The 23,109-nt window shown below is 64.2% G+C and carries 20 protein-coding genes and 1 riboswitch; of the genes, 16 read left to right on the forward strand and 4 right to left on the reverse strand.

Annotated elements, in window-relative coordinates; all coding sequences use genetic code 11:
* The 7 genes from RX330_RS18665 (at position 1) to RX330_RS18695 (ending at position 6,308) form a co-directional block, all read left to right on the forward strand.
* On the forward strand, positions 1–303 hold the full coding sequence (locus RX330_RS18665) for a DUF5076 domain-containing protein (protein ID WP_212090262.1): 303 nt from the start codon (positions 1–3) through the stop codon (positions 301–303).
* 2 nt (positions 304–305) lie between these two features.
* Positions 306–758, forward strand: a complete 453-nt coding sequence (locus RX330_RS18670) for a nucleoside deaminase (RefSeq protein WP_212090264.1) — start codon at positions 306–308, stop codon at positions 756–758.
* Between the two features lie 62 nt (positions 759–820).
* Positions 821–2,185, forward strand: coding sequence for a pyruvate dehydrogenase complex dihydrolipoamide acetyltransferase (locus RX330_RS18675; RefSeq protein ID WP_317239370.1), 1,365 nt, complete (start codon positions 821–823; stop codon positions 2,183–2,185).
* 49 nt (positions 2,186–2,234) lie between these two features.
* Positions 2,235–2,441: a hypothetical protein gene (locus RX330_RS18680; protein ID WP_212090269.1), complete on the forward strand. Its 207-nt coding sequence runs from the start codon at positions 2,235–2,237 to the stop codon at positions 2,439–2,441.
* A 17-nt stretch (positions 2,442–2,458) separates the two neighbouring features.
* On the forward strand, positions 2,459–3,880 hold the full coding sequence (gene lpdA, locus RX330_RS18685; protein WP_317239371.1) for a dihydrolipoyl dehydrogenase: 1,422 nt from the start codon (positions 2,459–2,461) through the stop codon (positions 3,878–3,880).
* A 132-nt stretch (positions 3,881–4,012) separates the two neighbouring features.
* Positions 4,013–5,254: a threonine synthase gene (locus tag RX330_RS18690; protein WP_317239372.1), complete on the forward strand. Its 1,242-nt coding sequence runs from the start codon at positions 4,013–4,015 to the stop codon at positions 5,252–5,254.
* A gap of 82 nt (positions 5,255–5,336) precedes the next feature.
* A complete protein-coding gene (locus RX330_RS18695) occupies positions 5,337–6,308 on the forward strand; it encodes a tripartite tricarboxylate transporter substrate binding protein BugD (protein ID WP_317239373.1) in 972 nt (323 codons plus the stop codon).
* Between the two features lie 152 nt (positions 6,309–6,460).
* Here the strand turns inward: RX330_RS18695 and RX330_RS18700 are convergent, their stop codons facing one another.
* The 3 genes from RX330_RS18700 to RX330_RS18710 all read right to left on the reverse strand — a co-directional run bounded on the left by RX330_RS18700 (position 6,461) and on the right by RX330_RS18710 (position 9,590).
* Positions 6,461–6,847, reverse strand: a complete 387-nt coding sequence (locus tag RX330_RS18700) for a response regulator transcription factor (protein ID WP_212090302.1) — start codon at positions 6,845–6,847, stop codon at positions 6,461–6,463.
* Positions 6,848–6,942: 95 nt separating this feature from the next.
* Positions 6,943–7,611: a response regulator transcription factor gene (locus RX330_RS18705; protein ID WP_212090304.1), complete on the reverse strand. Its 669-nt coding sequence runs from the start codon at positions 7,609–7,611 to the stop codon at positions 6,943–6,945.
* Entirely contained in the window at positions 7,608–9,590 is a 1,983-nt protein-coding gene (locus tag RX330_RS18710; RefSeq protein ID WP_317243927.1) for a PAS domain S-box protein, read from the reverse strand. The genes RX330_RS18705 and RX330_RS18710 overlap by 4 nt, the downstream gene beginning before the upstream one ends.
* A gap of 1,193 nt (positions 9,591–10,783) precedes the next feature.
* On the opposite strand from RX330_RS18710, the gene RX330_RS18715 reads away from it, so the two are divergent.
* Together RX330_RS18715 and RX330_RS18720 are read left to right on the forward strand one after the other, a co-directional pair.
* Positions 10,784–10,972: a hypothetical protein gene (locus tag RX330_RS18715; RefSeq protein WP_212090308.1), complete on the forward strand. Its 189-nt coding sequence runs from the start codon at positions 10,784–10,786 to the stop codon at positions 10,970–10,972.
* Complete coding sequence (locus RX330_RS18720) at positions 10,969–11,331, forward strand: hypothetical protein (protein ID WP_317239374.1); 363 nt, start codon at positions 10,969–10,971, stop codon at positions 11,329–11,331. The genes RX330_RS18715 and RX330_RS18720 overlap by 4 nt, the downstream gene beginning before the upstream one ends.
* Positions 11,332–11,407: 76 nt before the next feature.
* Here RX330_RS18720 and RX330_RS18725 read toward each other — a convergent pair whose 3' ends face one another.
* Positions 11,408–13,594 (reverse strand): lytic transglycosylase domain-containing protein, encoded by a 2,187-nt coding sequence (locus RX330_RS18725; protein ID WP_212090312.1) that lies wholly within the window; start codon positions 13,592–13,594, stop codon positions 11,408–11,410.
* 322 nt (positions 13,595–13,916) lie between these two features.
* On the opposite strand from RX330_RS18725, the gene RX330_RS18730 reads away from it, so the two are divergent.
* The 7 genes from RX330_RS18730 to RX330_RS18760 all read left to right on the forward strand — a co-directional run bounded on the left by RX330_RS18730 (position 13,917) and on the right by RX330_RS18760 (position 23,096).
* Positions 13,917–15,653, forward strand: a complete 1,737-nt coding sequence (locus RX330_RS18730; protein ID WP_212090314.1) for an adenylate/guanylate cyclase domain-containing protein — start codon at positions 13,917–13,919, stop codon at positions 15,651–15,653.
* Between the two features lie 104 nt (positions 15,654–15,757).
* Positions 15,758–15,934: a hypothetical protein gene (locus RX330_RS18735; RefSeq protein ID WP_212090316.1), complete on the forward strand. Its 177-nt coding sequence runs from the start codon at positions 15,758–15,760 to the stop codon at positions 15,932–15,934.
* A 138-nt stretch (positions 15,935–16,072) separates the two neighbouring features.
* Positions 16,073–16,285: a hypothetical protein gene (locus RX330_RS18740; RefSeq protein WP_212090318.1), complete on the forward strand. Its 213-nt coding sequence runs from the start codon at positions 16,073–16,075 to the stop codon at positions 16,283–16,285.
* 82 nt (positions 16,286–16,367) lie between these two features.
* Positions 16,368–16,625, forward strand: coding sequence for a hypothetical protein (locus RX330_RS18745; RefSeq protein ID WP_212090321.1), 258 nt, complete (start codon positions 16,368–16,370; stop codon positions 16,623–16,625).
* Positions 16,626–16,673: 48 nt separating this feature from the next.
* Positions 16,674–16,885, forward strand: a riboswitch (cobalamin riboswitch).
* Between the two features lie 114 nt (positions 16,886–16,999).
* The gene (locus RX330_RS18750) at positions 17,000–19,225 is read left to right on the forward strand and encodes a TonB-dependent receptor (RefSeq protein ID WP_212090325.1); all 2,226 of its coding nucleotides are present in this window, start codon (positions 17,000–17,002) and stop codon (positions 19,223–19,225) included.
* A gap of 1,335 nt (positions 19,226–20,560) precedes the next feature.
* The gene (gene ilvD, locus RX330_RS18755; protein WP_212084640.1) at positions 20,561–22,282 is read left to right on the forward strand and encodes a dihydroxy-acid dehydratase; all 1,722 of its coding nucleotides are present in this window, start codon (positions 20,561–20,563) and stop codon (positions 22,280–22,282) included.
* Positions 22,269–23,096 (forward strand): tetratricopeptide repeat protein, encoded by an 828-nt coding sequence (locus RX330_RS18760; protein ID WP_212084642.1) that lies wholly within the window; start codon positions 22,269–22,271, stop codon positions 23,094–23,096. The genes ilvD and RX330_RS18760 overlap by 14 nt, the downstream gene beginning before the upstream one ends.
* Positions 23,097–23,109 lie beyond the last annotated feature (13 nt).

Genomic DNA, 23,109 nt, shown 5'->3' on the forward strand with positions numbered 1-23,109 from the left:
ATGGCGGGCCCGAAGGAGCAGCCACTGCCGCCGGACGTCATGGCCCGCGACGACGCGGTCGAGATCCTGCGCGTGTTCGTGCTGGATGGCGGACTGTCGATGGCGTTCCAGCGCGCCTTCGAGGAGCCCGACATGTGGGGCTTGCTGCTCGTCGATCTCGCCCGCCACGCCGCGCGCGCCTATGCGCGCGAGAGCGATTATACCGAAGAGGACGCCCTGAACCGGATCCTGGAGATGTTCCAGGCCGAGATCGAGCGTCCGACCGACACCGGCACCACGACGCCGCGCGGCAAGGGACACTGACCATGGCAATCGAACCCCATCACTTCGATTTCATGCTGGAGGCGATCCGCGAGGCGGAGGCTTCGATCGCGCAGGGCGGCCTGCCGATCGGCGCCGTGCTGACGCGTGACAACAAGATCATCGCCCGCGGTCACAACAACCGCGTGCAGGAGAACAATCCGATTTTGCACGGCGAGATGAGCTGCCTGCGCGAGGCTGGTGCGATCTCGTTCCACGACACCGTCATGTACACGACGTTGTCGCCATGCTCGATGTGCGCGGGCGCGCTCGGGTTGTTCAAGGTGAAGCTGGTGGTGATCGGAGAGTCCGTCACCTTCGAGGGATCCAAGGACATCCTCGACAAGTTCGGCATCCCCTGGATCGACCTTGCCGACGACCGCTCCATCACCATGATGAAGAATTGGCGTTCCAATCCCGCCAATGAGCGCCTGTGGCAGGGCGACATCGGCAACTAAACCTGGTCTGTTCGTCTTCGCTTTTGGAGACGAGTTTTTGCAAAGTTCTTCTTGAGGTCAGCATGCCCATCAACATCCTGATGCCCGCTCTCTCGCCGACCATGGAGAAGGGCAACCTCGCCAAGTGGCTGAAGAAGGAAGGCGACAAGGTCAAATCCGGCGACGTCATCGCCGAGATCGAGACCGACAAGGCGACCATGGAGGTCGAGGCCATCGACGAGGGCACGATCGCCAAGATCCTGGTGCCCGAGGGCACGCAGGACGTCCCGGTCAACGATGTGATCGCGGTGCTGGCCGGCGAGGGCGAGGATGTGAAGGCGGCCGGCGCCGCCAAGCCCAGCGCTTCGGCCGCACCTCCGAAAGTTGCCGAAGCGCCGGCGCCTGCGCCTGCTGCGCCCAAATCTGCACCGCCCCAGTCTGCACCGCCCAAGTCTGCACCGGCCCCCGCCGCTGCACCGGCGCCGCAGGCCGCGCCGGCCGCGCAGGGCAACGGCCATGGCGGCCGCGTGTTCTCGTCGCCTTTGGCGCGGCGTCTCGCCAAGGAAGCCGGCATCGATGTCGGCATGGTCACCGGCACCGGTCCGCACGGCCGTGTGGTCGCGCGCGACGTGGAGCAGGCGAAGTCAGGCAAGGGCCTCAAGGCGCCTGCCGCGGCACCGTCCGGTGCGCCCTCGATCGCACCGACCATGTCGGACAAGCAGATCCTGTCGCTGTTCGAGCCGGGCTCTTACGACATCGTCCCGCATGACGGCATGCGCCGCACCATCGCGCAGCGCCTGACGGCGTCGATCCAGAACGTCCCGCACTTCTACCTCACCATCGACTGCGACATCGGCAAGCTGCTCGCCGCCCGCGAGGAGATCAACGCAGCCGCGCCGAAGGACAAGGAGAAGAAGCCGCTCTACAAGATCTCGGTCAACGACTTCGTCATCAAGGCGATGGCGGTCGCGCTGCAGAAGATCCCGAACTGCAATGTGAGCTGGACCGAAAGCGGCATGGTCAAGCACCACCATTCCGACGTCGGCGTTGCCGTGGCAATGCCCGGCGGCCTGATCACGCCGATCATCCGCAAGGCCGAGACCAAGACGCTCTCCACCATCTCCAACGAGATGAAGGATTTTGCCGCGCGCGCACGGTCCCGCAAATTGAAGCCGGAGGAATACCAGGGCGGCACCACCGCCGTGTCCAACCTCGGCATGTACGGCATCAGCCACTTCACCGCCGTGATCAACCCACCGCATGCGACCATCCTCGCGGTCGGCACCAGTGAGGAGCGTCCCGTCGTGCGCAGCGGCAAGATCGAGATCGCAAACATGATGAGCGTGACCTTGTCTTGCGATCACCGTGCCATCGACGGCGCGCTCGGCGCCGAGCTGATCGGCGCCTTCAAGCAGCTGATCGAAAATCCCGTGATGATGATGGTCTGACGCGGCGGCAGAGGGGGCAACCTTGCATGTCCGGACCCGCTGGCCATGGATGTCGCTGCTGCTCGCCGCCGCCGTCGCGCTCAACCCGATTGGGCTCGATTTTCTTCACTCTGCGTTCTTTGCCGGTGAGCAACTGGCACGGAACATCGCTCAGCCTATCGTGCTTACCGCGCTGGCCGTCATAGCCCTGGTGGTGGTGCTCGAATGGCTGGTGAGGTCTTTTCTGGTCAAGCGCCGCGCTCGCGGCGCCTCTTGAGTTGAACGGGAGCCGCCATGGCCGATACATCCTTCGACGTCATCATCATCGGCTCCGGCCCCGGCGGGTACGTCACCGCCATCCGCGCCGCCCAACTCGGCTTCAAGGTCGCGATCGTCGAAAAATCCTATCTCGGCGGCATCTGCCTGAACTGGGGCTGCATCCCGACCAAGGCGCTGCTGCGCTCGGCCGAGATCTATCACTACATGCAGCACGCAAAGGACTACGGCCTGTCGGCGGAGAAGGTCTCGTTCGATCCGAAGGCCGTCGTGCAGCGCTCGCGCGGTGTCTCCAAGCGCCTGAACGACGGCGTCGGCTTCCTGATGAAGAAGAACAAGGTCAGCGTGATCTGGGGCGCCGCCGCGATCGAGGCTCCGGGCAAAGTTGTCGTGAAGAAGTCCGACGTCGAGGGCCCGAAGGGCGCGCTCGGCGAGGGGACCTATCAGGCGAAACACATCATCGTCGCCACCGGCGCACGGCCGCGCGTGCTGCCGGGGCTCGAGCCCGACAAGAAGCTGATCTGGACCTATTTCGAGGCGATGGTGCCGGAGAAGATGCCGAAGTCGCTGCTGGTGGTCGGCTCGGGTGCGATCGGCATCGAGTTCGCCTCGTTCTTCCACACCATGGGCTCCGAGGTCACGGTGGTCGAGGTGTTGCCGCAGATCCTCCCGGTCGAGGACGCCGAAATCGCCGGCCTTGCGCGCAAGCGACTGGAAAAGCAGGGCATCAAGATCATGTCCTCCACCAAGGTGACCAAGCTGGAGAAGAAGGCCGACAGCGTCGTCGCCACCATCGACGATGGCAAGGGGAAGCCGGTCACATCAGAGTTCGAGCGCGTGATCTCGGCGGTCGGCGTCGTCGGCAACATCGAAAATCTCGGCCTGGAAAAGGTCGGCGTGAAGACCGACCGCGGCATCATCGTCGTCGACGGCTACGGCAAGACCAACGTCCCCGGCATCTACGCCATCGGCGACGTTGCGGGCCCGCCCATGCTGGCTCACAAGGCCGAGCATGAGGGTGTGATCTGCGTCGAGGCCATCAAGGGACTGCACCCGCATCCCATGGACAAGAACCTGATCCCGGGCTGCACCTATTGCCAGCCACAAGTGGCCTCCGTCGGCCTGACCGAAGCCAAGGCCAAGGAGAGCGGCCGCGAGATCCGCGTCGGCCGCTTCCCCTTCGTCGGCAACGGCAAGGCCATCGCGCTCGGCGAGGATCAGGGCCTGGTCAAGGTGATCTTCGACAAGAAGACCGGCCAGCTCCTCGGCGCCCACATGGTCGGCGCGGAAGTCACCGAGCTGATCCAGGGCTACGTCGTCGCGATGAACCTGGAGACCACGGAAGAAGAGCTGATGCATACGGTCTTCCCGCATCCGACGCTGTCGGAGATGATGAAGGAAGCCGTGCTGGATGCGTATGGAAGGGTGTTGAATATCTGACGGCCGCCGTCACGAGCGAAGTGAAGCAATCCAGAATGCCTCCGCGGAAAGAGTCTGGATGGCTTAGTCGCGAGAGTTCCTCGCAATGACGAGCAAAAAGAGCAGTTCAATAAGCAAGAAGAAAGAAGCAACATGCACGACAACGACAACCTCACCATCGAACGCCCGACCTTCGTCACCCATCTCGAATGCGCGATGGAGGGCGATCATTACGCCGCCGACCAGGTCCACAACCTCTCCAAGGCCGGCAAGCCGCTTCTCGTCCGCTACGACCTCGCCGGCGTGAAGAAGGCGCTGACCAAGGACGCGCTCGCCCAACGTCCCGGCGACATGTGGCGCTACCGCGAGCTGCTGCCGGTGCGCAAGTGCAAGGACATCGTCTCGCTCGGCGAGGTCACGACGCCGCTGATCCGGTTGCCCAAGCTCGGCAAAAAGCTCGGCGGCGGCGAGGTCATCGTCAAGGATGAGGGCCGTCTGCCGACCGGCTCGTTCAAGGCGCGCGGCCTCGTGATGGCGGTGTCGATGGGCAAGGCGCTCGGCATCAAGCACATGGCGATGCCGACCAACGGCAATGCCGGCGCGGCGCTGGCCGCTTACGCCACGAGTTGCGGCATCAAGACCACGATCTTCTGCCCGGCCGATACGCCGGAGGTGAACGTCAGCGAGATCGAGCTGCAGGGCGCGACCGTCTACCGCGTCAACGGCTATATCGACGATTGCGGCAAGATCGTCGGCGAGGGCAAGGCCAAGGTCGGCTGGTTCGACACCTCGACGCTGAAGGAGCCGTACCGCATCGAGGGCAAGAAGACGATGGGCCTCGAGCTCGCCGAGCAGCTCGGCTGGGACGTGCCCGACGTGATCTTCTATCCGACCGGCGGCGGCACCGGTCTGATCGGCATGTGGAAGGCGTTCGACGAGCTGGAGAAGATCGGCTTCATCGGCTCGAAGCGGCCGCGCATGGTCGCGGTGCAGGCCTCCGGTTGCGCGCCGATGGTGCGCGCCTACGAGGCCGGCACCGAGCACGCCACGCGCTGGGAGGACGCTCACACCATCGCCTCCGGCATCCGCGTGCCGCAGGCGATCGGCGATTTCCTGATCCTGCGCGCGGTGCGCGAGAGCAAGGGCTTTGCCATCGCGGTCGACGACGACAAGATCTCGGCGGCGCTCAGCGAGGTCGCGCGCGAGGAGGGGCTGCTGCTGTGCCCCGAGGGCGCCGCCACTTATGCCGCCTACAAGGAAAGCCTCGCCGACGGCCGCGTCTCGAAAAGCGACCGCGTGATGCTGTTCAACTGCGCGACCGGCCTGAAGTATCCGCTGCCGCCGGTCACCCGCACGCTCGACCGCCATAAGCCGATCGACTATTCGCAGTTCTAGCGCGCATTGCGCGACGAATGATTCCTCTTCCCGTACGCGGGAAGAGCAAAAAAATAACAACGACATCGCCGGGGAGAAGACAATGACGAAGGCCGTCTGGGCTGCGCTGTTTGCTGTTCTCGCTGTGACCGGCGCCGCGCGCGCCGATGACTATCCCTCCCATCCCATCACCATCATCGTGCCCTTCTCGGCCGGCGGACCGTCGGATGCGATGGCGCGTGTGCTGGCCGAGCGGATGCGGGTGTCGCTTGGCCAGGCCGTCGTGGTCGAGAACGTCACCGGCGCGGGCGGCTCGATCGGCGTCGGCCGCGCGGTGCAATCGCCGCCGGACGGCTACACCATCTCCTTCGGCCATCTCGGCACCCACGTCGCCAACGGTGCGGTCTACAAACTCAAATACGACCTCGTCACCGACCTCGAGCCGGTCGTGCTGCTGCCGAGCAATCCGATGATCATCGTCAGCAAGAACGCAGTGCCCGCGACCTCGCTGAAGGAGTTGATCGAGTGGCTGAAGTCGCGGCCCTCACCGCCGACAGCAGGCACCGCCGGCGCCGGCTCCGGCAGCCACATCGCCGGCGTCTATTTCGAAAGCGTCTCCGGCATCAAGCTGCAATACGTTCCGTATCGCGGCACCGCGCCCGCACTGAACGATCTCATCGCCGGTCAGATCGACCTCATCGTCGACCAGACCTCCAACTCCATCGGCCAGGTCCGCGCCAACACCATCCGCGCCTACGCCATCACCGACAGCAAGCGCCTGTCGTCGGCACCGGAGATCCCGACCGCGGAGGAGGCGGGTCTGAAGGGCTTCAACATGACGCTGTGGTCGGGCATGTGGGTGCCGAAGGGCACGCCGAAGGAGATCGTGACGAAGCTCAACGCCGCGGCCGTGGAGGCGCTGAACGATCCCGCTGTGAGGAAGCAGCTCGAAGGCCAGGGCCTGGAGATGACGCCGAAGGATCAGCTCACGCCCGAAGCGCTCGGCACCCGTCAGAAGGCCGAGATCGCCAAATGGTGGCCGATGATCAAGGCGGCGAACATCAAGGTGGATTAAGCCGGGCGGCGCCATGCCCCGCTGCATGTCGTCAGTTTCCGCGCCGCATTCCGAGCGGGCGGCGAACGCGGGGCATCTCGCGGGAGGCCCTCGCGAGATGCGGAATTGATCCTGGTCGCTGTCCACCCTCGCATTTGCTCGTCGCCGGTCGCTCACTGCGTGGTTTCGTGACCTGCTGCCAGCGCACGGTCCAGGCATTGCATCAGATCCGAGGCGGCGAACGGCTTTCCGAGAAAACAGGTTGCCCCGGCGTTGAGCGCACGTACACGTACGCTCTCATCCGGGAAAGCCGTGATGAAGATGAACGGCGTTGCCGAGCCATGCGCGCGCATCTGCGTCAACAGATCGATCCCGGTCATCAGCGGCATCTGCACGTCGGCGATCACGCACGAGGTGTCATTCGAATCGTCCGATCTCAAAAACTCCTCGGCTGAGGCGAATGTGTGAACGATATATCCACGCGATTCCAAGAGATTGTTGATTGCGGCCCGCACGTAAGGGTCGTCGTCAAGCACCGAAATCACCGAAGCCACTGACAAGACGTCCGCTCCTCGCCCGGGATTACGCTTGCCGTCGCCACGGCTATACATAAACGCGCAAGGTGGACCTGCCAGTCGTCATTGGAAACTCATACTTAGGTTTGTGCGCCGGGCTTGTTGGATCCAATCCCGAGCGCCTCGCTCATCCTCACCAGATCGGCCAGCGACTTCGCGCCCATTTTCCGCATGATCTGGCCGCGATAGATTTTGACGGTGATTTCCGCCAATCCGAGCTGGGCTGCCACTTGCTTGTTCATCAGGCCGGACGTCACCAGTGACAATACGTCTCGCTCCCGCGAGGATAGTGACTCGAAGCGTGATTTCACGGTCGAGACCGTCCTGTTGAGGTCGCGGCGCTTGCGGTCTCGTTCGATAGCGGCCTGAACCGCGTCCAGAATGTCCTGGTCGCGAACCGGCTTAGTCAAGAAGTCGATCGCGCCGCTCTTCATGGCCCGAACCGTCATGGGAATGTCACCATGACCGGTAATGAAGATGATTGGCGTGTGGATATTTGCCTTGGCAAGATCGGACTGCAGGTCGAGGCCGCTGGCTCCGGGCAGGCGAATGTCGAGCACCAGGCAACTGGGGACATCCGGCGGCTTCGCGTGGAGAAGTTGCGGTGCCGAGCCGAATGCTTCGACCTTGAGGCCGACCGACTCGAAGAGATTGGTGAGTGCGCGGCGCATCGATGCGTCGTCGTCGACGATGAAGACGATTGGCTGATCGCCGTCCGGCTGCGGCGAAGGCTCCGCGCGCTTGGTCACGATGTTTGCTCTCGATAGAGGGGCAGGGTGATCTGAAAGGTCGCGCCCCGCTCCTGGTTCGGTGCGGCCGAAAGCCGTCCGCCATGGGCCTCGATGATGGAGCGGCAGATCGACAGTCCCATGCCCATGCCTGCGGATTTCGTGGTAAAGAACGGCGTGAACAGGCGATCTATCGCCTCTTCACTAATGCCGACCCCGCAGTCGGAAACGCTCACCAGCATCGCGCCATCGCCACTCGCCCCTGAACGGATGGCCAGCTCGCGTGGGCGATCGTGGACGTCTTCCATGGCCTCGATCCCGTTCATGATCAGGTTGATCAGGACCTGCTGCAACTGGATTCGATCGCCAAAGATATTCGGCAGTGCCGACGACAACTCCATTCGCACCGATACGGCGTGGCTGGCCATCTCGCGCTGAACGAGTGCGACGGCCTCCCGCACGACCACGTTGGCGTCGAGTGGAACCATCTCGATGCCGGACCGCTTGGCGAGCGCCCGAACGTGACGGATCACGTCGCTGGCACGCGTGCCGTCCTCGATGATCCACTCTACGGAGCGGCGGGCCGCCTTGAGATCGGGCGGACTGCGCTGCAGCCAGGCGAGGCAGGCGTCGGCATTTGCGATGACTGCGGCAAGCGGCTGATTGATTTCGTGTGCAATGGAAGCGGTCAGCTCACCCAGTGTTGTGACGCGCGTCACATGTGCGAGCTCGGCCTGGGCCTTGCGCAGCGCGTCTTCGGCCTGATTGGTCCGGATCGCGGCGGTCACATCGGTGCAGACGCCGCGATAGCCGAGAAAAGCGCCGTCGGCGTCGAAGAACGGTTTGCCGCTGGTCCGGACGTAGATCGGCTGCCCGTTGCGGTCTTTGCTGCGATACACCAAGTCGCGGAACGGGACGTGGGCGTCCAGCGCCGCCCGATGTTGTTGCCATTTTTCCGGCTCGAGATCGGCATCCGGCGCGATATCCCAACGCGTAAGTCCGATCAGGCCTACGGGAGCAGAGATGGTATCTGAGTGTTCTGATATCTCGGTCACGCGATGGTCCGGCCCCGTCTCCCAGAACCAGTCGGAGGCGGTTTCGGCATAGTCGCGGAAGCGCTGCTCGCTATCGCGCAGTTTGCGCTCTGCCTCTTTGGTCGCCGTGATGTCAGTCACCGATCCGACGAATTCGACGTGACCGCTCGCATCCCGCATCGCCCGGGCTACCGCTCGGACGTACTTGATCGAGCCGTCGGGCATTATGAGCCGGTATTCATGATCGAAATCTCTTTCCTCGCGTGCCGCCCGACCCGTGGTCCGTTGCACCGCAAGCCGGTCCTCCGGATGGATGCGCTCGAGCATGAGCGGGATCTCGGGCTTCGTCCCCTCCTCGAATTGGAAGATGCGATAGGTCTCCTTGGACCAGGTGATCTCGCCGGTCGCGGCCTTCCAGCCGAAACTGCCGGTGTGGCTCAATTCCTGCGCCTGGGCGAGATAGGCCTCGCTCTGTCGCAGCGCATTCTCCGCTTCCTTGCGCTCGGTGATGTTCTCGCAGGCCACCAGCACGATCGGTCCGCCATTGGCCCGCAGCATGGTCTTGGCGTTCTCGCGCACCCATAGCACCGAGCCGTCCTTGCGAACCTTCCGGATTTCCCAGGTGTGTGATTGATCAATGGTCTTAAGGCACAGCGCGACGCACGTCCGGACGAAGTCACGATCTTCCTCGAAGAAGACATCCAGCACCGATCGGCCGATCAATTCCTTGGCCGTGTAGCCGAGCTGCGCCGCGCCGAACGTGTTCACGTTGATCACGGTTCCGGTCGGATCGACCATGAAGTACATGACCGGGTTGTGCTCGAAGACCTGCTGCCACTGCTTGACCGCCTCGTGCAAACCGGCGTCCGGCTCAGTGTGCGGCCCGGCAGTGACAACCTGCCTGACGCAGCCGACGAGGAATTGTGCGGCTGACTTCCCGAACGTTGCTGCCCGGCCCGGCTTCATCGCAGACGCTCCCGGCGCTCTCTGCGTGAACACGAGTAGAGCACGTTGCCGCGAGAGGAGCAATTCCGGCCAAAGTCGACGGGCGATCATGACGTGCGCCTCTGCATCGAGCGCTGCGCTGTCCATTGCGGCGCCCCGAGGACGCCATGCCGGCGGGATCTTCACGGTGACCGTGCGGCCGGAGCATCGTGCGCCGTCTCGTTGAACATGAGCCGGGGAGCCCCGGGGCGAGTACGGGACAAACCTAGGTATAGGGCCTCCATTCCTAATTATATTGGCCATTTACCTCCGTACAATTGAGCATCTCGTGCCCGGCGAACTAGCCTTATGACCAATCGGGAGTGTCGACCGGTAGATCGCAGCGAGCGCACGAGAACCGGTCTGAAGCTAGCGGCCGAGGTGTCTTACCGACAAACAACGACCAGGGACGAACCGCCGGAATACTGGTGATGCAGCCGCCGCCGCGGCAATTCACGACCCGCGCGAGCTCGAAGGGAATGAACTGGCAAAGCGCAACTAACCAAGCGACAGAGGAAGATAACAATGTGCGATACATCGGTACTTCCTGAGCGTGGCCTATCCCAGTCCGAACCTTGCCCTTCAGTCAATGGCTGTGGGGTGTGCGGCGGCAAGTTCGGTCTGATCCGCTACTATTCCTGGCGCACCGCGCTCTGCTCCAAGAAGTGTGTCGATCGCTTCCGCACCCGCCGCGAACGCGACCGCCGGTGGTTGTTTCGGGTTCAGGTTGCCTGAGGCCGAATTAGAGAACTGACTTCGTTCCGAAGGTCTGACCCGGGAGCCCGTGCGTTGAAGCGCTCATGCAAGCTCTTGTGCTCGCTGGTTCTCCTCGGCTCCGCTGCAGTCCAGGCACAGGAGACTGGACAGGGCACCGCTCATCGCCAGCATCCACTCCAGGACCAGGCGCTGCACGAGAAATTCTATTCGACCTGGCACATGCCGGACAATCCGAGCCTCAGTTGCTGCAACAGCGCTGACTGCTATCCGACCGATATCAAATACATCGACGGCCAGATCTATGCACGACGCCGGGAGGACGGGAGATACATTCTGATCCCACCCCAGAAGGTGGAGCGAAACAGGGATAATCCGGACGGCCGAAACCACCTTTGCGCTCCACCGCCCGCCCTGTCTCCGTTGGACAGCGTTTACTGCTTCGCCCTGGGAGGTGCCACATGAGATTCGCCTTCGTGCTCGTGAACGACCGGACCCCGTTCCGGCACACTTGGTGCATGCAGTGCTGCGAGGCCATCAGCGGCAGCTATCTCCGCGAGATCGCGACCCGTCTGCCTTACTGCGACTATCAGTGCTATGCGCTGTTCTGCGAGGCCCTCGCGACGGATGGCGTGAGGGTGGCGTCATGAAATTCGTGGTGGTCAACCACGAGCCTCCGTTGCGCGCGGCCACGTGCAGCACCTGCTCGCGGTCGCTCTGCTCCGGCTATGTCCGGCATGCGCGCACACAGCGCCGTTACTGTGACTACGATTGCTACCGGCGCGGCGAACTCGTCCCGTTCTTCGTACAATGGCCGATGCCTGGGTGCACAGAACCGGCCGCCGCGAACATCGAGCTCGCCGCTCGCAATATGATCGAGACGATGGCGGCCCTGGGTGCGGTCTGGTGCTGGAGCTGCACGATGCACGCTTGGACCTTCGCAAGAGCTTTGACCGGCGCATCCTTGGAAGGTCGCGATCCGATCACGCTGGAAGGAGGTGACATCTAGCTGCGCGACTGCACTCGCGTGGAAGCCGCAGCGACGTAACCTTGCAGGCGCCGGTGTTCAGCCCCGGCGGCGTCGACTAGGGAGCGGGCGCTGCGGCCGCCACGGGTGCCGTTGCTCCGGCCTCGTGCGTCACCACACGCTCGTTGCTCTTGCCGGCGATCATGCTGCTGCCCTCGAACCGCGCGCGGTACACCAGCACGTTCTCGATTACGCGCTGGACGTAGTTGCGTGTCTCCGACAGCGGGATGCGCTCGACCCAATCGACCGGATCGACCCTGGGATCCCGGGGGTCGCCGCGCGCCTGCACCCATTCGCGCACGCGGCCGCGGCCGGCATTGTAGCCGGCGAAGGTCATGATCTGGTTGCCGCGGTATTCCGAGAAAAGCGCGCTGAGCTCGGCCGCGCCCATCTGCGTGTTGTAGACGGGGTCGGAGACCATCTTGCCCCAGTCGTAAGTCAGTCCGAAACGTCTGGCGGTATCGCGTCCGGCCTCCGGCGTCACCTGCATCAGCCCGACCGCGTTGGCATGCGACTTGTCGCGCTGCTCGAAGGAGCTTTCGGTGCGCGCCACCGAATAGATCACGCTGGTCTCGATCGCGGGCGCGACCTGCTGGTGCTCGGGGATGCCGATGGTGGGGAAGGCGTAATGGTCGAGCGCGAGCCCGCGCGCCAGCGCCGACTTGCCGACCTCCAGCATCACGCGCGCATCGTTGCGCCGGCCGGCGAGCTCGCCGAGCGCTTCGAGCGCCGCGACGTCGGTGCTCTCCTTGGCGAAATCCTGGGCATAGTAGAACACCATGTCGCGCTCGCCGATGTCGTAGAGCATGTCGGCGGCACGCACGCGCTCGTCTGCGGGCGGCGTGTCGGCCGAGGCCAGCACGGGCGAGGGCGCACGCAGCTCGATGCGGTCGAGACCGAGCTTTGCGCGCGCAAGCTGGCCGTAATACGCGGTCGAATAGCGCGATGCCGCCCGATAGCTCATGCGCGCATCTGCGGTCGCGCCCATCGCCTCGGCGGCACGGCCGCGCCAGTAATGGGCACGCGACAGCGCGATCGGATTGGCCGAGCCTTCGTCGATGGCGGCGAAGTGCACCAGCGCCGCCTGGGGATCGTCGAGGAAGCGCAGCGCGATCCAGCCGCACATGAAATGATAGTCGACGCGGTAGACTTCCTTCTCGGGCACCGCGGCGGTGCGAACCACGTCATAGGCCGTCCTGGACTTGCCCTGGTCGAGCAGCTTGCGCGCCAGCATGCGGCGCTCGCGCCACCAGGCATCGGTATCTTGCGCGGCCATGGTGTCGGGCTGGGCGGCGAGGATCACCTCGGCCGCGTCGTCGATGCGGTCGTTCTGGAGATGCCACTGGGCGCGGCACAGCACATAGCCGAGATCGCGTCGCGCCTCGGTCGGGACGTCCTCCAGATAGTCCTTGGCCTTGCTCGACTTGCCGGTGACGGCGGCGCAGGCCTTGGCGATCGCGAGCGCATCCTCGCCGAGCCGTTTTGCGGCGCGCCGCGCGCCCGAATAGTCCTTGGCGCCGAGCCGCTTGTCCATGCGGGCGCGATGATCGTCCGCGGTCAGGAGGTCGCGGAACGCCTCGTAGGAATCCTCCTCGCTGCGCTCCGACAATTCGTCCGCGCGCCAGGCCTCGCGCACGAGTCGCGCGGCCCTGTCGGCGTCGCCTTCGGCAAACAGCACGCGGGCGAGCGCGAACTTGCCCTTGGCGCTGGTCGGCCGGTCCATGGTGAACTTGTGCACGGTGGCGGCGTCGGCCTTCTCCTGCCACAGCCGCGCCTCGGCGCGCCGGCGCAGCAACGCGCGGCTCGGCCAGTCCGGATTGGCCTCGAGGAAGGCGGCGTAACGCTTGAAATTCGCCGTGCTGTCGGAGTGGCGCAGCATGAACCAGTCCGCGAGCTTGCGTCCGGCGGGATCGGTGATGCGCTCGCGCGCTGCGCTCGCGTCATCGGTCTTGCCCTTGCGGGTGAGATCGATGGCGTCCTTCAGCGCGGCGAGGTCGCCGGTCAGCGGCGGTGTTGCGGGCTTGTCAGACGGCGCTTCGTCGGCCTTCTTCGATTTGTGTCTGGCCTCGGCATGCTTGCCGTGGCGCGACTTCACCGCCGTGTGGCGATGCTTGCCGCCCTTCGCCTCATGCGTCTTCTTCGGCGCGGACGATTTGTGGCTGCTCTTGGCCGCCATCTCGGTGGGAAGAAGGGCCATTGCGGCCACGGCAACGACACACGCGAGCGAGCGTAGGCACTGGTTCATTCCATGGTCCCCCTGCGAAACCACTACAAACCAAGGTCCGCGACGACATGCGGCTTGAGAATCAAGGCACCGACACGGTGCATCACTACCGTGTCGCATCCTCACGCTGTCGCAACAATGCGGCAAAATACGGATGTGATGAGGGAACTCCCGCGCTGGGGGAATGAAGGATGGCCTCTTAAGCCTTTGTTAACGAAACCGGACCCGCGCGACGGTTTGGCCGGGTCCAGGGCGTCAGCAGGGACAGATTGCGCGTGTTCCCGAATCCCGATCCGGTGTATGGAATCCCTCGCTTCGTCCTTTGAGCCTTTGCCCCGCGCCTATGCCGATTTTCAACCAGTCGATCCGGCGCAAGATCGTCGGCATCGCCCTCGGATTGATCGTCCTGATGCTGGTCACCTCGATCCTGTCGATGGTGATGTCGAGCCAGGTCGGTGTCCTCCTGGGCGAGCTGACCAACCGCTACATCCCGGCCTACAGCCATCTGGCCCGCGCCAATATCCGTTCGCTGGAGCGCGCCCTGGCGCTGCGGCAAATGGTCATGACCAAGATGGGGGCGTCGTCGGACGAGGAGACGTATGCGGCGCGGCTTCGCGACTTCGAGGCATTGGACCGCAAGTTCGAGGAAGAAGCCGAGGCAGCGCGCAAGCTCATCAACGCGATCATCGATGATCCCAGGACGTATTCCGACAATGCCGCGCTGGCACGGCTCGACGTCCGCATCGAGAGCGCCGTCACCGAGTTGCGGCGCAATCTGGACGAGGGCAATGCGAAACTGCTCAAGCAGATCGAGGCCAAGGACGTGGTCCAGGCCCGCGCCACGCTGGAACAGCTGGACACCCTGCGCGATGCGTTCAACCGGAAGGTCGACGCGATCAGGGCCGACATGCTGACGCAGGTCTTCTTCTCGACGTCGCAAGTGATTGGCCGCCAATACCAGGCCATCATCGTGTCGGGAGCCGTGACCTTGCTCGCGGCGGTGCTCGGATTTGCCTTTGCGCTCCTGGTGTCCAGCGGTATCACGCGCCCGGTGCGGCTGCTGCTCGCCGGCACCCGCGAGGTCGAAGCCGGTCGCTTCGACAAGACCATCACCGTCTCCACCCAGGACGAGATCGGCGAACTCGCCGCGGCGTTCAACCGCATGACCGAGCAGCTCAGGCACAACGAGCGCGTCCGCGAGACCTTTGGCCGCTACATCGATCCCAAGGTGGTGCAGGGGCTGATCGACCGGCCGGAGATCGCGATCGACGGCGAGCGCCGGGTCATGACCATCATGTTCTGCGACATGAGCGGCTTCACCGCGATGAGCGAGGGCATGACCCCGCGCGGGCTCGTGCGAGTGATGAACCATTATTTCACGGTGATGTCCGCCCCCATCAGGGGCAATCGCGGCATCATCGACAAATATATCGGCGATGCCATCATGTCCTATTGGGGCCCGCCCTTCATCGAGGACGACGAGCAGGCGTTGCTCGCGGGCCTCGCCGCCATCGAGATGACCGAGCAGGTGCCGGCGCTCCAGAAGCAGCTGCCCGACCTGCTCGGCATCCGCGCCATGCCGGCGCCGTGCGATTTGCGGGTCGGCATCGCCACCGGCGAGGTCCTGACCGGCAGCATCGGTTCCGAATTGATGATGAGCTTTACGGTGATGGGGGATGCCGTGAACCTCGCTTCCCGGCTGGAGGCCGTCAACAAGGTTTACGGCACCCGCATCCTGATCGCGCAGGCCACCGCTGATGCGGTCGGATCGCGGCTCGAACTGCGCGAGATCGATCGTCTCGCGGTCGCCGGCCAGAGCGCGCCGCAGGCGATCTTCGAAGTGATGGCGAGGGCGGGCGCGCTCACCGGCGCACAGGACAGCCTGCGCATGCACTATGCCGAAGCGCTCGCCGCCTATCGCGCCCGGCGCTTCGAGGAGGCGCGCGCTGCTTTCAACGCGGCGCTCGAAGCCGTCCCCGGCGACGGACCGTCGCGCGCGATGCTCGGCCGCATCGCGCAGTTCGAGGCGAGCCCGCCGGACGCCGGCTGGGACGGCGCCTGGCGGCTGGACAGCAAATAGCTGCCGCCCCGGAAAAATTGTTTCTACTCGATAACGATGTTCGCCGTGACCTATTTCCCGGGCTTAGGTTGGATGTCCTTGAGGCGTTTGACGGGGACACGCCGATGACGGAACTTCAGGACAGGCTGGAACGGTTCGAGACGCTGACCGCCGAATGCGAGCTGATTGCCAAGCTCGCGACCGACAGCACCAAGCGCGAGTTCTATCTGAAGCTTTCGGAGCAGTACCGTCAGTTGGCGACGGACATGCGGCAGGCGATCGCGACCAAGGCCGCGGCCTGAGGCCGGCTGCAATCCGTTCTTAAGGTTTGGCGCGCATCCTTGACGCAGCGAGCGATCGCTCGTGCTGGGAAGGCCGGGGTTCGCTGCAGTGCAGCGTGCCTCGCGAGTGTCATTTGCCATGCTCGACAGGGCAATCACATGCGCCTCGTTGCCGTGATCATATTTGCGCTCATGATGGCGTCCTGCAATCAGGATCAGGACATCACCGGCTCGACATCGGCCTGCCCGATGCGGAACTACAGCTCGTACAATCCCCGCGACATGAACCAGTGTGTCAATGCCTGCAGATCCTGCGATCGCGGCACCACGGTCACGTGCACGACCTCCTGCACCCTCAAGGGCGCGCGCTGAGAGCAACCGGCGGTGCTTGGGCACCGGAACGATTCACCTGGGTTAATCATTGAAGAAGCGGAAGGACGCGGAGTCCGATGAAATGGGTATGCTCGATCCCGGTCGATTTCTGGTGTCCTGCTCGCACTGCGATGCCTGGCCGATGGCGGTCAACGTGAAGCGATCGAGCTGGTGGGCGTCCCCGCATGAGGTCCGCTTTGTCTGCACGCGCTGCCGACGCGAGGAAACCGCGATCGTCTCGGCCTCCGGCGAATTGACTCCGATCAAGCGCGTCGATGTTCCGCCACGCGACGTCGCTGCCGCCTGGGCACAGGCCCAGCGTTTGCGAGGGCGGACCTGAGCGCGGTGACAACGGCCACCGGTCGATTGACTCCCCGGCGGAACGACACGTAAGTTGATCGGTGACGGTTCTCCTCAGGGAGATCAAAAGGGAATGTGGTGCGGGATTGTCCCAACGGGAATTGTCTCAACGCCACGGCTGCCCCCGCAACTGTAAGCGGTGAATCTTTCGTCCTATGCCACTGGGAACTCGGTCCTGGGAAGGCGACGTAAGGTAACGACCCGCGAGCCAGGAGACCTGCCGTCAGCCGTGGTCACACGCGAAGATGTCGGTCGGGGAGTGCAGACATCGGCTTCACCGGAGCAATCCATCGCTCCACCGTGAAACCTCGTTCGCTGTGACGTGCCACTGACGTCATACCGAGGTTTACAATTGTGTCCCGTCTTGTCTCTGCCGCCGGGCGCCTCAGCGCTGGCCTGTTCGCGTCCGTTGCCTTCCATTCGCTCGATCTCTCTCCGGCCTTCGCCCAGCAGGTCCTTGCCGAGCAGCTGCCACCGATTGAAGTGACCAAGCCCGACGACCAGAACCGCACGCGGGCCAGGGCGACCGGTGACGGCGCGACGAGGCCCCGCGCGACGGCCGATGTCGCGCCGTCGGGCAATGGCGCCGGCTCGGCCGTCGAGGCTGTCGCCGGCAACGGCGGTATCGTCGGTGCTGCCACGACCGTCGTCACGGCCGCGGATATCGCGCACGCGCCGTCGCAGACGCTGGCCGAGATCATCGCGACGCAGACGCCGGGGGCCCAGATCACGACGTTCTATGGCGGCCCGATCGGTGCCAAGACCGGCGTGGACCTGCGCGGCTTCGGCGCGTTTGCAACCGCCAACACGCTGGTGCTGGTCAACGGACGGCGGCTGAACGACGTCGACATGGCACAGGTGGACCTTTCCACCATCCCGCTCAATTCCATCGAGCGTATCGAGATCACGCGCGGCAATTCCGGAGCGGTGCTCTATGGCGACAACGCGGTCGGCGGCGTGATCAACATCGTCACCAAAAGCGGCGTCGGCGGACCGCCCGTGACCGCGCGCATCGAGGCCGGCTTCGGCTCGTTCAACACGGGGCTCGGCAACGTCTCGACCTCGCTCAATTCCGGTCCGTGGTCGACCTCGTTCTATGGCAATGCCGTCAGGACCGATGGCTACCGCGACAATAATCGCTATTCCCAGCAGAACGGCGTCGGCAATCTCAATTACGCGACACCGGGCCTGACCGCTTTTCTCACCGTCACGGGCGATCATCAGGAGTTGCGGCTGCCGGGCGGGCGCACCGTCGACCCATCGATCGGCCTCGACGAGGTCGCGACCGACCGGCGAGGGACCAGCACGCCGTTCAACTATGCCAACCAGCAGGGCTTCAGCGCGACCGCGGGCTTCACCAAGACCCTCGTCAACGGAGTCGATCTCATCGTCGACGGCGGCGTGCGCGACAAGAAACAGCAGAGTGCGTTCTTCTCCAGCCCGGTGCCGGTTCCGGGCTTCTTCACGTCGACCTATGCCGATTCCCATCTGACCACGTGGTCGATCACACCGCGGCTCAGCGTGAAGAGCCTGCTGCTCGGAATGCCATCGCAGCTCCTCACCGGCATCGACTATTACGATGCGAGCTTTCAGCAGAACCGCGGCGCCGGGCAGGGGCTCTCCCCCTGGCATAATTACGACCTCAGGCAGCAGACGGTTGCGGGCTATTTTCAGCACACATTGGGCGTGTCGCCTGCGACCGACATTTCCTATGGCGCGCGGGTGCAGACGATCAATCTTGCGGCGCGCGACAATTTCGACCCGGCGGCGCCGTTCAACGCCGACATCGGCGCCCTCCCGCTCCAGAGCGATGAAACCCAATATGCGCTGCATCTCGGGGCCGAGCATCGCCTCAATGAGGTGGTCTCGCTGTTCGGCCGCGCCGCGCGCGCGTTCCGCACGCCCGACGTGGACGAGCGCCTGTCCTCAGGGCCGTCCTTCGATCCCCTGACCTTCGCTGCGATCCCGCAAACGTTTCAACTCAAGACCCAGACCTCGCAGGACATCGAGGGCGGCCTGCGCATCAAGGGCGGCGGACTGCAGCTGCAGAGCAGCCTCTATCTGATGGACCTCACCAACGAGGTCCATTTCAACCCGGTGCTGTTCTACAACACCAACCTCGATCCGACCCGCCGCTACGGCTCGGAGACCAGCCTGTCCTATCGCGTCAACGACGCTCTGCTGCTGCGCTCCGGCATGGCCTATACCCGCGCCGTCTTCCGCGAAGGCATCTGGACCGGCAATGACGTGCCGCTGGTGTCGCGCTACACCGCGAGTGCGGGCGTCACCTGGAACATCTGGCAGAACTATTTGGTGCTCGACGCCACCGCGCGGTTCTGGAGCGAGCGGCGCATGGACAACGATCAGGCGGGCACACAGAAGCCGATTCCCGCCAACGGCACGATCGACCTCAAGCTCAGCGGCCAGGTTGACCGCTACTTCTGGTCGCTCAGCGTCAACAATGTGCTGAATGCGCTCTACTACGATTACGCCATCGCAAGCACCTTCACGGACGGCCGCTTCAGCGCTTATCCGCTGCCCGGCCGCACCTATCTGCTCAAGGCCGGCGCAACTTTCTGATCAGCACGCCAGTCAATGGACCAGAGCGTGATGGGACGATCGCGCCTGTGTCGGCCTCTGTCAACCCAGCGTCGCAAAAATATTCCACTTTACCGAAATTCGGTTTCGGCGTATGTGTCGTGCATCCCGGCTCACTCAAGAGGGGCGATCATGAGGTCGTCATTTTCGCGAGCCGGGTCTGCGGTGGACGCGGCAGCGTCGGCGCGAGAGGTGCGGGCAGGGCGGGTAGTCCCTGTGAGCCCGTAACCGCGTGCGGACGACGGCGCTGCCAGGCTTCGTCTCGCCTGTAAGTTCTCAGCTCCGTCGACAGGGCTGGGAATACTGCGGCGACATGGCGGGCCGTGCGTACGGCAAAACCGTGTGGTCCTGGCCGTCATTGCCACGGTCAAGCTGTCTGCGAAGGTGCGAGCGAGCCCGACCGGGCGGACTGCATCATCCAATTCGCAGGGCGAGGGAGGCCAGAGGAAAGTTCGGCTCCCGGGAGAGCACGGCATAAGCCGTCCGACCATCGCGCAGGGAAGGCCGAGTGATCGGCACCACCTGTATGCTGCTGTGCGGTTCTTTTTGCGCGTGCATTTCGCGCAGCGGACCGCGGGTGCCTGTCGGCACCCGGCCTTCCCTGCGCCCTCTTGGTTTTGAGGGTGGCGTGATCAAGCAAAGCTCGGGCGAATTGCGCCGCGAGGCCGAAGAAGCATGTCAGTCCCGCCACACTCACTGTCGTCGCCCGGCTTGACCGTGCGATCCAGTATTCCAGAGACGCTCGCGATTGAACCGAGAAGCCGCGGCGTACTGGATTCCCGCCTTCGCGGAGAATGACAGTGTCCCTTGGAGAACAGGCTGCCGCCTCACACTCAGTCATCGCGAGGAGATCACGACAATGGGCGTCGTTGGGAGAGCGTGCGCCACTCAGCTCCGGACGCAGCGCAGCGCCGCTTTGGCGGTGCGCTGCTGAGCCGGGGCCCATGTCACGGCCTTGGACCCTGTCGCCGACTCACCTGCGGGCATCTCCGTCATTCAGTGCGATGCTGGCGCGCTCTCCTGACCTTGAAATCAAAGGTTGCGGACTGTCTTGCCTTGTGAGGTATTGGAGTGTGCAAATCCGTGTCTTCCCGGTAACGATTGTGCTGTCTCCGCAACACTCATCTCGGATTTAACCGTCATCACCGGCGGTTCGCATCACCGCCGCTTTTTGGCCACACCCAAACATGAATAAAATCGCTCTAAGTTCTGGAGGTAGCAGGCAGTCCTCGACGTCACGAGAAATCCCAAGGTCGATTAAAATCTTGGCTCTGATTTTTCGGGTCTGAAAGGGTTGACCGGGGAAACTGGTTTGCGATGAGCGCGAAGATTGACAAGCAGAGGCTGCCGAGCCGTCACGTGACGGAAGGCCCTGCGCGCGCGCCCCATCGGTCCTATTTCTACGCCATGGGTCTGACCACCGACCAGATCCACCAGCCCTTCGTCGGCGTCGCCTCCTGCTGGAATGAAGCCGCTCCCTGCAACATCGCGCTGATGCGCCAGGCCCAGGCGGTGAAGAAGGGCGTGGCGTCGGCCGGCGGCACCCCGCGCGAGTTCTGCACCATCACCGTGACCGACGGGATCGCCATGGGGCACGACGGCATGCGCTCCTCGCTGCCGTCGCGCGAATGCATCGCCGATTCGGTCGAGCTGACCGTGCGCGGCCATGCCTATGACGCGCTCGTCGGGCTCGCCGGCTGCGACAAGTCGCTGCCGGGCATGATGATGGCGATGGTCCGTCTCAACGTGCCCTCGATTTTCATCTATGGCGGCTCGATCCTGCCCGGCAATTTCCGCGGCCAGCAGGTCACCGTGCAGGACATGTTCGAGGCCGTCGGCAAGCACTCGGTCGGCGCCATGTCGGACGAGGACCTCGACGAGATCGAGCGCGTGGCCTGCCCCTCGGCGGGCGCCTGCGGCGCGCAGTTCACCGCCAACACCATGGCGACCGTCTCCGAGGCGATTGGCCTTGCGCTGCCTTACTCGGCCGGTGCGCCGGCACCGTATGAAATCCGCGACGCCTTCTGCATGACCGCGGGCGAGAAGGTGATGGACCTGATCGCCCAGAACATCCGGCCGCGCGACATCGTCACCCGCAAGGCGCTGGAGAACGCGGCTGCCGTGGTTGCAGCCTCCGGCGGCTCGACCAATGCTGCGCTGCACCTGCCGGCGATCGCGCATGAGTGCGGCATCAAGTTCGACTTATTCGACGTCGCCGAAATCTTCAAAAAGACACCATATGTCGCGGATTTGAAGCCGGGTGGCCGTTATGTCGCCAAAGACATGTTTGAAGTAGGTGGCATACCGCTTCTGATGAAGACGCTGCTCGACAACGGCTTCCTGCACGGTGATTGCCTTACCGTCACGGGCCGCACGATCGCTGAAAACCTCAAGAGCGTGAAGTGGAATCCGCACCAGGACGTGGTGCACCCGGCAGACAAGCCCATCACCGTCACAGGCGGTGTGGTTGGCCTGAAGGGCAATTTGGCGCCAGAAGGTGCGATCGTGAAAGTCGCGGGAATGTCCAACCTCAGGTTTACCGGTCCGGCCAGGTGCTTCGACCGTGAGGAGGATGCTTTCGAGGCGGTCCAGAAGCGCACCTACCGCGAAGGCGAAGTCATCGTGATCCGCTACGAGGGGCCGAAGGGCGGCCCCGGCATGCGGGAAATGCTCCAGACCACCGCGGCGCTGACCGGCCAGGGTATGGGCGGCAAGATCGCGCTCATCACCGACGGCCGCTTCTCCGGCGCCACCCGCGGCTTCTGCATCGGCCATGTCGGGCCGGAAGCCGCCATTGGCGGCCCGATCGGGCTGCTCGAGGACGGCGACATCATCGAGATCGACGCCGTTGCCGGTACCCTTAACGTAAAATTGAGCGACGCCGAACTCGCCCAGCGCAAAACCAAATGGAGCGCTCGCGCGACTAACCACACGTCGGGTGCGCTCTGGAAATATGCTCAGCAGGTTGGACCAGCGGTCGGGGGGGCAGTGACCCATCCGGGCGGCGCGCACGAGAAACAGTGCTATGCGGACATCTAGGCGTGCCACAGTTGCGTTTGTGTTGGGGGCCATCGCGCTGGCCGCGCCGGCGCTTGCCTTCGACGGCGCTCCGGTCAACCCGAAGGACGCGGCTTTCCCGGTCGTGACCACCTTGCCGGGGACCGCGGCGGCCGTGCGCGGCAAGGTCGCGCCGGCGGCCGTGCCTCAGGAGACCTCGCTCAGTGCGCTGCAATATGCCGCCGAGGGCGGCCACCCCATCGCGCAGTGGAAGCTCGGCCGCATGTACGCCAATGGCGACGGCGTCGCCCAGGACGATCTGCGCGCCTTCGAATATTTCAGCCGGGTTGCCAATGCGCATGCCGAGGACAGCCCCTCGGCGCCGCAGGCGCAGATCGTGGCCAATGCCTTCGTCGCGCTCGGCCGCTACTATCTCAGCGGCATCCCGAACTCGAAGGTCAAGTCGGACCCGGAGCGGGCGCGGGAGATGTTCTCCTATGCGGCCTCCTATTTCGGCAATGCCGATGCGCAATACGATCTCGCCCGCCTGTACCTGAAGACGCCGGACGCCTCGCGTGAGGATTTCCGCTACGGCGCACGCTGGCTCGGCCTCGCCGCCCAGAAGGGCCAGCACCAGGCCCAGGCGCTGCTCGGTCAGATGCTGTTCAACGGCGACCGCCTGCCGCGGCAGGCCGCGCGCGGCCTGATGTGGCTCACCTTGGCGCGTGACAGCGCCGGTGCCGAAGAGAGCTGGATCAAGGAAAGCTACAACCGCGCCTTCGCCAAGGCCTCCGACGACGACCGCGCCATGGCCCTGCAGATGCTGGAGCAGTGGGTGCAGGGTCGTAGGGAATAGTTCTCTGAGGCGG

The sequence above is a fragment of the Bradyrhizobium sp. NDS-1 genome, from assembly GCF_032918005.1.
GTDB lineage: Bacteria > Pseudomonadota > Alphaproteobacteria > Rhizobiales > Xanthobacteraceae > Bradyrhizobium > Bradyrhizobium tunisiense.

What these genes read in the sequence shown, in the direction of transcription:
- RX330_RS18665 (WP_212090262.1), top strand. Translation starts at nt 1, where the DNA reads ATGGCGGGCCCGAAGGAGCAGCCACTGCCGCCGGACGTCATGGCCCGC.
- RX330_RS18670 (WP_212090264.1), top strand. Translation starts at nt 306, where the DNA reads ATGGCAATCGAACCCCATCACTTCGATTTCATGCTGGAGGCGATCCGC.
- RX330_RS18675 (WP_317239370.1), top strand. Translation starts at nt 821, where the DNA reads ATGCCCATCAACATCCTGATGCCCGCTCTCTCGCCGACCATGGAGAAG.
- RX330_RS18680 (WP_212090269.1), top strand. Translation starts at nt 2,235, where the DNA reads ATGTCGCTGCTGCTCGCCGCCGCCGTCGCGCTCAACCCGATTGGGCTC.
- lpdA (WP_317239371.1), top strand. Translation starts at nt 2,459, where the DNA reads ATGGCCGATACATCCTTCGACGTCATCATCATCGGCTCCGGCCCCGGC.
- RX330_RS18690 (WP_317239372.1), top strand. Translation starts at nt 4,013, where the DNA reads ATGCACGACAACGACAACCTCACCATCGAACGCCCGACCTTCGTCACC.
- RX330_RS18695 (WP_317239373.1), top strand. Translation starts at nt 5,337, where the DNA reads ATGACGAAGGCCGTCTGGGCTGCGCTGTTTGCTGTTCTCGCTGTGACC.
- RX330_RS18710 (WP_317243927.1), bottom strand. Translation starts at nt 9,590, where the DNA reads ATGAAGCCGGGCCGGGCAGCAACGTTCGGGAAGTCAGCCGCACAATTC.
- RX330_RS18715 (WP_212090308.1), top strand. Translation starts at nt 10,784, where the DNA reads ATGAGATTCGCCTTCGTGCTCGTGAACGACCGGACCCCGTTCCGGCAC.
- RX330_RS18720 (WP_317239374.1), top strand. Translation starts at nt 10,969, where the DNA reads ATGAAATTCGTGGTGGTCAACCACGAGCCTCCGTTGCGCGCGGCCACG.
- RX330_RS18725 (WP_212090312.1), bottom strand. Translation starts at nt 13,594, where the DNA reads ATGAACCAGTGCCTACGCTCGCTCGCGTGTGTCGTTGCCGTGGCCGCA.
- RX330_RS18730 (WP_212090314.1), top strand. Translation starts at nt 13,917, where the DNA reads ATGCCGATTTTCAACCAGTCGATCCGGCGCAAGATCGTCGGCATCGCC.
- RX330_RS18735 (WP_212090316.1), top strand. Translation starts at nt 15,758, where the DNA reads ATGACGGAACTTCAGGACAGGCTGGAACGGTTCGAGACGCTGACCGCC.
- RX330_RS18740 (WP_212090318.1), top strand. Translation starts at nt 16,073, where the DNA reads ATGCGCCTCGTTGCCGTGATCATATTTGCGCTCATGATGGCGTCCTGC.
- RX330_RS18745 (WP_212090321.1), top strand. Translation starts at nt 16,368, where the DNA reads ATGGGTATGCTCGATCCCGGTCGATTTCTGGTGTCCTGCTCGCACTGC.
- ilvD (WP_212084640.1), top strand. Translation starts at nt 20,561, where the DNA reads ATGAGCGCGAAGATTGACAAGCAGAGGCTGCCGAGCCGTCACGTGACG.
- RX330_RS18760 (WP_212084642.1), top strand. Translation starts at nt 22,269, where the DNA reads ATGCGGACATCTAGGCGTGCCACAGTTGCGTTTGTGTTGGGGGCCATC.